This window comes from Amycolatopsis sp. NPDC051128, from assembly GCF_040682715.1.
In the GTDB taxonomy this organism is placed as follows: Bacteria; Actinomycetota; Actinomycetes; order Mycobacteriales; family Pseudonocardiaceae; genus Amycolatopsis.
In genome coordinates, this window is sequence record NZ_JBFBBN010000046.1 from 1 (window position 1) to 7,559 (window position 7,559).

6 protein-coding genes and 2 pseudogenes are annotated in these 7,559 nt (G+C 68.0%); 2 read left to right on the forward strand and 6 right to left on the reverse strand.

Annotated elements, in window-relative coordinates; genetic code table 11:
- Nucleotides 1–147 precede the first annotated feature (147 nt).
- From AB0M82_RS34650 to AB0M82_RS34665, 4 genes and pseudogenes are all read right to left on the reverse strand, one after another.
- Nucleotides 148–558, reverse strand: a pseudogene (locus AB0M82_RS34650) (deoxyribodipyrimidine photo-lyase); the annotation flags it as partial.
- Nucleotides 559–682: 124 nt separating this feature from the next.
- Nucleotides 683–1,999, reverse strand: coding sequence for a citrate synthase (locus tag AB0M82_RS34655; RefSeq protein ID WP_364731187.1), 1,317 nt, complete (start codon nt 1,997–1,999; stop codon nt 683–685).
- 197 nt (nt 2,000–2,196) lie between these two features.
- On the reverse strand, nt 2,197–3,138 hold the full coding sequence (locus tag AB0M82_RS34660) for a carbohydrate kinase (protein ID WP_364731190.1): 942 nt from the start codon (nt 3,136–3,138) through the stop codon (nt 2,197–2,199).
- 40 nt (nt 3,139–3,178) lie between these two features.
- Nucleotides 3,179–3,760: a TetR/AcrR family transcriptional regulator gene (locus tag AB0M82_RS34665; protein ID WP_364731192.1), complete on the reverse strand. Its 582-nt coding sequence runs from the start codon at nt 3,758–3,760 to the stop codon at nt 3,179–3,181.
- Between the two features lie 101 nt (nt 3,761–3,861).
- Between AB0M82_RS34665 and AB0M82_RS34670 the strand changes: the two genes are divergently transcribed.
- Together AB0M82_RS34670 and AB0M82_RS34675 are read left to right on the forward strand one after the other, a co-directional pair.
- On the forward strand, nt 3,862–4,998 hold the full coding sequence (locus AB0M82_RS34670) for an acyl-CoA dehydrogenase family protein (protein WP_364731194.1): 1,137 nt from the start codon (nt 3,862–3,864) through the stop codon (nt 4,996–4,998).
- A gap of 97 nt (nt 4,999–5,095) precedes the next feature.
- Nucleotides 5,096–5,701 (forward strand): Uma2 family endonuclease, encoded by a 606-nt coding sequence (locus tag AB0M82_RS34675; protein ID WP_364731197.1) that lies wholly within the window; start codon nt 5,096–5,098, stop codon nt 5,699–5,701.
- 52 nt (nt 5,702–5,753) lie between these two features.
- Here the strand turns inward: AB0M82_RS34675 and AB0M82_RS34680 are convergent, their stop codons facing one another.
- Together AB0M82_RS34680 and AB0M82_RS34685 are read right to left on the reverse strand one after the other, a co-directional pair.
- Complete coding sequence (locus AB0M82_RS34680) at nt 5,754–6,971, reverse strand: amidohydrolase (RefSeq protein ID WP_364731200.1); 1,218 nt, start codon at nt 6,969–6,971, stop codon at nt 5,754–5,756.
- A gap of 295 nt (nt 6,972–7,266) precedes the next feature.
- Nucleotides 7,267–7,559 (reverse strand): annotated as a pseudogene (locus tag AB0M82_RS34685) (carbohydrate-binding protein); the annotation flags it as partial.

Here is a 7,559-nt window from a genome sequence, read left to right on the forward strand (position 1 = left end):
GCACCACCGACCGCGGCAACCACCGAAACTTCCGCACCCTCACCACAACCCACCCTCTCAACCAGGCGGTGTTGCAACGACCCCATGACTCCGAGTCGCATTGAGGGACTTCAAGTCCCTCAATGCGACATTCACGGCTTCTGGCTACCGCGGTGGCACGACCCAGTCCACAAGGGACGATCCCGGGTCGGCGGGCTGTGACGGGTCGTGGGTCACGACCCACCCAATGCCGTTTTCCGACAACACTTTCGCGACCTCGGCATCCCGGCGACGGCCGTCCGGATCGGCGTCGGCGCTGACATGCACCGCTGCCGCGCCGATCGCCCGCGCCGCTTGGACCACCTCGTTCGCCGGGTCACCACGCACGAGCATCAGCCGACCACCGAGCTGCTCGTTCAGCTTCTCGAGGCAGTCGCACAGGACCGCCGACGGCTTCTCGTCGAGGACGTACAGCGCGAGGACGTGCTTGCTGTGCCGAGAGGCCTCCAGCAGCGCGGCGTGGTCACCGAGCCGCAGGTCCCGGCGGAACCACAGGACAACCGGCGCTTCTCTGGTCACGCCACCCAACGATAAGCGCCCCGCCGTGCAGGTGCACGACGGGGCGTTTACTTTGTTTCAGCGGGGGCTCCGCCCCGGGCCGGAGGCTCCGCCACCCGGAACCCCCCGGGTCAGCCGATCAGGCTCAGCGCTCGGACATCGGGGTGTAGTCCCGCGAAGCGTGGCCGGTGTAGATCTGCCGCGGGCGGCCGATCTTGGTGGCCGGGTCGTTGATCATCTCGCGCCAGTGCGCGATCCAGCCCGGGAGCCGGCCCAGCGCGAACAGCACCGTGAAGAACTTCGTCGGGAAGCCCAGCGCCCGGTAGATCAGGCCGGTGTAGAAGTCCACGTTCGGGTACAGCTTCCGCGAGACGAAGTAGTCGTCGGAAAGCGCGACTTCTTCGAGCTTCTTGGCGATGTCGAGCAGCTCGTCGCCGCCCTTCAGCTTGCCGAGGATCTCGTCGGCGGTGGCCTTGATGATCTTCGCGCGCGGGTCGTAGTTCTTGTAGACCCGGTGCCCGAAGCCCATCAGCTTCACGCCCTTTTCCTTGTTCTTCACCCGCTCGACGAACTTGGCGACGTCGCCGCCGTCGTTCTTGATGCCCTCGAGCATGTCGAGCACCGCGGCGTTCGCACCGCCGTGCAGCGGGCCGAACAGTGCGTTGATGCCGGCCGAAATGCTGGCGAACAGGTTCGCCTCGGACGAGCCGACCAGGCGCACGGTCGACGTCGAGCAGTTCTGCTCGTGGTCGGCGTGCAGGATGAACAGCAGGTCGAGCGCCTTCGCGACGTCCGGGTCGACCTCGTACGGCTCGGCCGGGAAGCCGAACGTCATCCGCAGGAAGTTCTCGACCAGGCCCAGCGAGTTGTCCGGGTACAGCAGCGGCTGGCCGACGGACTTCTTGTACGCGTACGCGGCCAGGGTCGGCACCTTGGCGAGCAGCCGGATGGTGGACAGCTCGACGTTCGGTTCGTCGAACGGGTTGAGCGAGTCCTGGTAGAAGGTCGACAGCGCGGACACCGCGCTGGACAGGACCGGCATCGGGTGGGCGTCGCGCGGGAAGCCGCTGAAGAACGCTTTCAGGTCCTCGTGGAGCAGCGTGTGCCGCTGGATCTTCCCGGTGAAGTCCGCCAGCTGGGCCTCGGTCGGCAGCTCACCGTAGATGAGCAGGTACGAGACCTCGATGAAGGTCGACTTCTCCGCCAGCTGCTCGATCGGATAACCGCGGTACCGGAGGATCCCGGCGTCGCCGTCGATGTAGGCGATGGCCGACGACGCGGCGCCGGTGTTGACGAAACCCGGGTCGTAGGTGATGTACCCCGTCTGCGCCAGCAGCTTCCCCAGCTCGATCCCGGGCGCGCCTTCGACCGGGTGGACGATCTTGAACTCGTGCTCGCCACTCGGCAGGGTCAGCTTCGCGGTAGCGCCGCCGGACTGCCCCGCAGTCGTCGCGTCGGACATGCAAGTCCCTCTCACGTTGGGCACGGGCCGGCGGCGCCTGTACGTTTCACAGGTAGCCACGTGTTCACGCGAGGAAACACTGGCGCCTCGCTGCACACCGCCCCGCTGGGGTATGAAGAATGCCCCTCTACGCTAGTCGAGAAACGTGCCTTCGCGCAGCGGTGACGTTGCTCCTGAGGCCCCCTTTGGGACCAGGTTCACACGGTCGACGCCATGTCGGCCGACGTCGGCGGCTCGGCGCCGCTGCGCGACACCGTGATCGAGGCCGCTTTCGCCGCGAAGGTGAGCGCCTCGCGCCACGCGTCCGCGTCGAGAGAAGCCAGGTCGGCGACCTCGCGGGTGTGCAACCAGGCCAGCAGCGCGCCCTGGACGGTGTCGCCCGCGCCGATGGTGTCGACGACGGTGACGCTTCGCGACGGCACGTGGGCCAGCTCACCTGCGGCGGTGATCACCGCGACCCCGTCGGCGCCCCGGGTGAGCACCACGGCGTCCACACCGGACTCGATCCACGTCTTCGCCGCGGCGACCGGGTCGGCGCCTTCGGTGAGCCACGCGGCGTCGTCGTCGGAGATCTTCAACAGCCGGACGTCCGGCAGCCAGGACGCGAAGCGGGCCCGGTAGGCGGCCGGATCGGTGATGAGCGCCTCGCGGATGTTGGGGTCGAGGACCGTCAGCACGCCGCGGGCGGACTCGCGCCGCAGCATCGCCTCGTACGCCGACGCGCCGGGCTCGAGGACCATGCCGAGGGTGCCCAGTGAGAGCGCGGTCACCTTCGCCGGCAGCGGGCCCGGGTCCGCGACGAGCCGGTCGGCGGTGCCCTCGACGTAGAACGAGTAGCGCGCGGCGCCCTTCGCGTCGAGCGCCACGACGGCCAGCGTGGTCGGTTCGGCGCCGCGCTGCAGCAGCGAGGTGTCGACGGCGGAGGCGTGCAGGCGCTCGATCATCGCCTCACCGAAGCGATCGGTCGACACCCGCGACAGGAACGCCGTCGGCACGCCGAGGCGGCCGGCGGCCAGCGCGACGTTGTACGGCCCACCGCCCAGCCGCGGCAGCAGCGCGCGCAGCCCACCGTCCACAGTGGAATCAAGAGGGTCGCCGGGAACCAGGTCGACCAGAGCTTCTCCGCCTACGACGATCACAGGGGCAGTTTAGAGGAGACAGGAATGACAATTCCTGTCCTCATTTGTTCAGCCCGCCGAGCAGCAGTTCGCCCAACGCGGCGAACGCCTCCGCGTCGGACACTTCGGTCCGCTGGGCGAGCACGCCGGTCTGGATGCCTTCGATGATCAGCCCGGTCATCTCGGCCACGAGCCGGGCGTGGACGTCGCGAAACACCCCGTCGGTGACGCCCTTGTCGATGAACTGCCGGAGCCGTTTCGCGGCGAACCGGCTGTTGAGCTGGTAGGCGTCGCGGGCCGGGCCGAACTCGGCGAGGTCGCGCATGAACGTCGCGGACGCCCGGTTCAGGTGCTCGGCGACCCCGGCCAGGTACTCCCCGATGAGCTTGGGGGCGTCGTCGATCCCGTCGACGCGCTCCTCGATCCGCTCCGCGGCGCCCCGGAAGAAGTGGGTGACGACCTTGACGGCGAGCTGCTCCTTGCTGGGCGCGAGCGTGTAGAGCGTCGACTTCGAGCAGCGCAGGCGGCCGGCGAGGTCGTCCAGCGTGAAGGTGGCGAAGCCCTCGGCGAGGAAGAGTGCCTCCAGGTCGGCGAGCAGGGCGCGCTGGCGTGCCGTCAGCCGTCGGCGGGGTTCAGAGGGCATCGGCTCACTGTCTCCTAAGTCTTCCGGCCGCCCCAGGCCTGTCGTACTGTACTCTAGTCGAGCCCACAGTACTGTTTTCAGTACGGTTTTGGAGGACGACGATGCCCGCCGAACGCCTGCTCCCGGATTCGGACGCCGAGGACCTGGTCGCGCTGGCCACGGAGATCGCCCGCGACGAACTCGCGCCCCGCGCGGCGGCGGCCGAGGAGGCCGAGCAGTTCCCCCGCGAGCAGTTCCGCCTGCTCGGCAAGTCCGGGCTGCTGGGCCTCCCGTACGCGGAGCGGTGGGGCGGCGGCGACGTGTCGTACGAGGTCTACCTGCAGGTCCTGGAGGAGATCGCGGCCGCGTGGATGACGGTCGGCGTCGGGCTGTCGGTGCACACGATGTCCTGCTACGGCCTGGCCACCTGGGGCACGGACGAGCAGCGCGACCAGTGGCTGCCGGCCATGCTCGAAGGCGGGCTGCTCGGCGCGTACGCGCTTTCGGAGACGCAGGCGGGCTCGGACGCGGCGGCGCTTTCGACGCGCGCGCGTCTCGACGGTTCGGACTACGTCGTGAACGGCACGAAGGCGTGGATCACGCACGCCGGCGTCGCGGACTTCTACACGACGATGGTCCGCACGGGCGAGAAGGAGATTTCCTGCCTGCTGGTCGACGGCGCCACACCCGGCCTCTCGGCGGCACCGCGCGAACGGAAGATGGGGCTGACCGGGTCACCGACGGCCCAGATGATCTTCGACAACGCCCGGGTTCCCTCTTCGCGGCTGCTGGGCGCTCCGGGCGACGGGTTGCGGATCGCGTTGTCGTCGCTGAGCTCGGGCCGCTTGGGCATCGCGGCGTGCGCTGTCGGCCTGGCGCAGGCGGCTTTGGACGAGGCTGTCGCGTACGCGAAGAGCCGGACGCAGTTCGGCCGCCCGATCATCGACTTCCAGGGCCTGGAGTTCCTGCTGGCCGACATGGCGGCCACGGTGGAGTCGTCCCGGGCGACGTACCTGGACGCGGCCCGGCGCCGTGACCGCGGCATGCCGTTCCAGCGCCAGGCGTCGATCGCCAAGCTGGTCGCCACGGACGGCGCGATGAAGGTGACGACGGACGCGGTCCAGGTTCTCGGCGGGGCCGGGTACACGCGGGACTTCCCGGTGGAGCGGTACATGCGGGAGGCGAAGGTGCCGCAGATCTTCGAAGGGACCAATCAGATCCAGCGGCTGGTCATCGCCCGCGAGCTGAAGAACGCGTAGCCGGTCGAGGGAACGGTGTCACACGCTCGGTACAGATACGGTTACTCGTGGTTGCACCTGAGCCGTGAGACAATGCCGGGCGACGTGAGGAGACGCTGTGATTGCACTTCCCAAGCCGGGCGCTACTCGACGGTGGGAGATCCCTGATCACCTGCTGACGATCGAGGAGTACGCGGCGCTCGGTGAAACCGACACAGGTTTCACCGAACTCGTGGAAGGCCGCGTCTTGATGTCACCCAGTCCCCTGCCCAGGCACAATCGCGCGATCTACCGACTGGTGGCACAACTCGAAGCACAGCTGCCGGACCACCTCGACTTCGTTCCCGACACCGATGTGGATCTCGGTCTGGCGCCCTCGGGCAAGCCCGGCTTCTCCCGTCGACCAGACCTGCTGATCGTCGACAAGACCGGACTTGCCCGCGTCAACGAAGACAACGACATGATTCGGGCCGAAGAGGTGGCCGTCGTCGTGGAAATCGTGTCGCCGGGCTCGAAACGCACCGACTACCACGTGAAGCACGACGAGTACGCCGATGCGGGAATCCCGCACTACTGGATCGTCGACATCACCGAGCCGGTATCCCTGGTCGCCTGCCATCAAGCCGGCGAATTCGGCTACATGGACGCCTCGGCGGTCACCGGCACCTTCACCACCGACGTCCCGTTCCCGGTCAAGATCGACCTCGACGCGCTGCTCGACTGAACAGACGGACGACACGCCGGAACCGCCCGGTAACCGGCGTGTCGTCCGAAACTCAACGGGTCTCGCGGTACCGGCGGTCCTTGGACACGCCTTCGCCCAGCGTCTCGTCGAAGTGGTACACCTCGTCACCCCGGACGAAGACGCGCAAAGCGCGATTCATCACGTCCAGCGGGTCGCCGGACCACAGCACCACGTCCGCGTCCAGGCCCGGCTTCAACGAGCCGATCTGCCCGTCCAGGCCCAGCATCGACGCCGGGTTGACGGTCAACGAACGCAGCGCCGTCGCCGGGTCGAGGCCGTCCTTGACCGCCAGGGCCGCCTGGTACACCAGGAAGTTGATCGGGATCACCGGGTGGTCCGTGGTGATCGCGATCTTCACGCCGGCGCGGGCCAGGATGCCCGCCGAACGCAGCGTGCGGTTGCGCAGCTCGACCTTGGACTTCGTGGTGAACAGCGGGCCGAGGATGACCGGCACGTCACGGGCGGCCAGCAGGTCCGCGATCAGGTGACCCTCGGTGCCGTGGTTGATCACCAGCTTGTAGCCGAACTCGTCGGCCAGGCGCAGCGCCGTCACGATGTCGTCCGCGCGGTGCACGTGCTGGTCCCAGTACAGCTCGCCGTCGAGGACCTTCGACAGCGTCTCCAGCGTCAGGTCCACCTCGTGCGGCTTGCCCTCGGACTCCGCGTGCGCGCGCTTCGCCTGGTAGTTGCGGGCCTTCGTGAACGCCTCGCGCAGGATCGCCGCGACCCCCAGCCGCGTCGACGGCGTCTGCTTCTTCTCCCCGTACACGCGCTTCGGGTTCTCGCCGAGCGCGCTCTTCACGCTGACGTGCTCCGCGAAGATCATGTCGAGGACGCTGCGGCCCCACGTCTTGACGCCGATCGTCTGGCCGCCGATCGGGTTGCCCGACCCGGGCTTGATGACGACGCTCGTCACGCCGCCGGCCAGCGCGTCGTCGAAGCCGGGCTCGTACGGGTCGATGCCGTCGACGGCGCGGAAGCGGGCGCCGTTCGGGTCGGTCATCTCGTTGGTGTCGTTGCCGGCCCAGCCTTCGCCGTCCTCGTGCACGCCGAGGTGCGCGTGGGCGTCGATGAAGCCCGGCAGCACCCAGGTGCCGGCCGCGTCGACCAGTTCGGCGTCCTCCGGGATGTCCACGTCGGCCTCGGTGCCGACCGCGACGATCCTGCCGCCGTCGATCAGGACCGTGCCGCCGTCGATGGGATCACCGTCGATGGGGACGACATAGCCCCCGACAATTGCCTTCGCCATAGTTCGTCACGCTAACGAACTGCTCCCGGACGGGTGAACACGGGCCTTCTCCCAGTGCACCAGCTCCCGGTCGTTCTCCGGCGTCCGGTGCCGCGGCGAGAGGTGGCCAACCCCCTTGACGAGACCCGGGCCCGGGCAGCCATGCTGCCCGGGCCCTAGGGAAGGCTGGTCACTCCTGCCAGTGAAGCCTACTGATGAATCGACAGCGTCCGCGATATCGATTTGGTCCCGCTGTCGATCCACGTGAAGAGAATTCTGATACCGGCCTGACTACCCGCGCGGGTACTCCTCGTGATCAGGCCCACCATTTGTGATAGAGGTGGTTGTTGGTGCCGCGGACGAAGGTGTCGATTCGGTTTCGTCCCCAGGACACGGCCGCGGGGTTGTCGATGATGACACCGCTGAGGTCCTGCCAGCCGGACCAGCTGGAACCGTTCCACCACTTGTGCCACATGTGGTTGTCGGTGCCCGTGCCGAATACATCGAGTCGGTTTCCCGACCAGGAGGACACAGTGGGGCCTGCGACCAGGACGCCGCCCAGGTTCTCCCAGCCGGACCAACTGGAACCGTTCCACCACTTGTGATACA

What these genes read in the sequence shown, in the direction of transcription:
- AB0M82_RS34665 (WP_364731192.1), bottom strand. Translation starts at nt 3,760, where the DNA reads ATGCCCTCTGAACCCCGCCGACGGCTGACGGCACGCCAGCGCGCCCTG.
- AB0M82_RS34655 (WP_364731187.1), bottom strand. Translation starts at nt 1,999, where the DNA reads ATGTCCGACGCGACGACTGCGGGGCAGTCCGGCGGCGCTACCGCGAAG.
- AB0M82_RS34680 (WP_364731200.1), bottom strand. Translation starts at nt 6,971, where the DNA reads ATGGCGAAGGCAATTGTCGGGGGCTATGTCGTCCCCATCGACGGTGAT.
- AB0M82_RS34670 (WP_364731194.1), top strand. Translation starts at nt 3,862, where the DNA reads ATGCCCGCCGAACGCCTGCTCCCGGATTCGGACGCCGAGGACCTGGTC.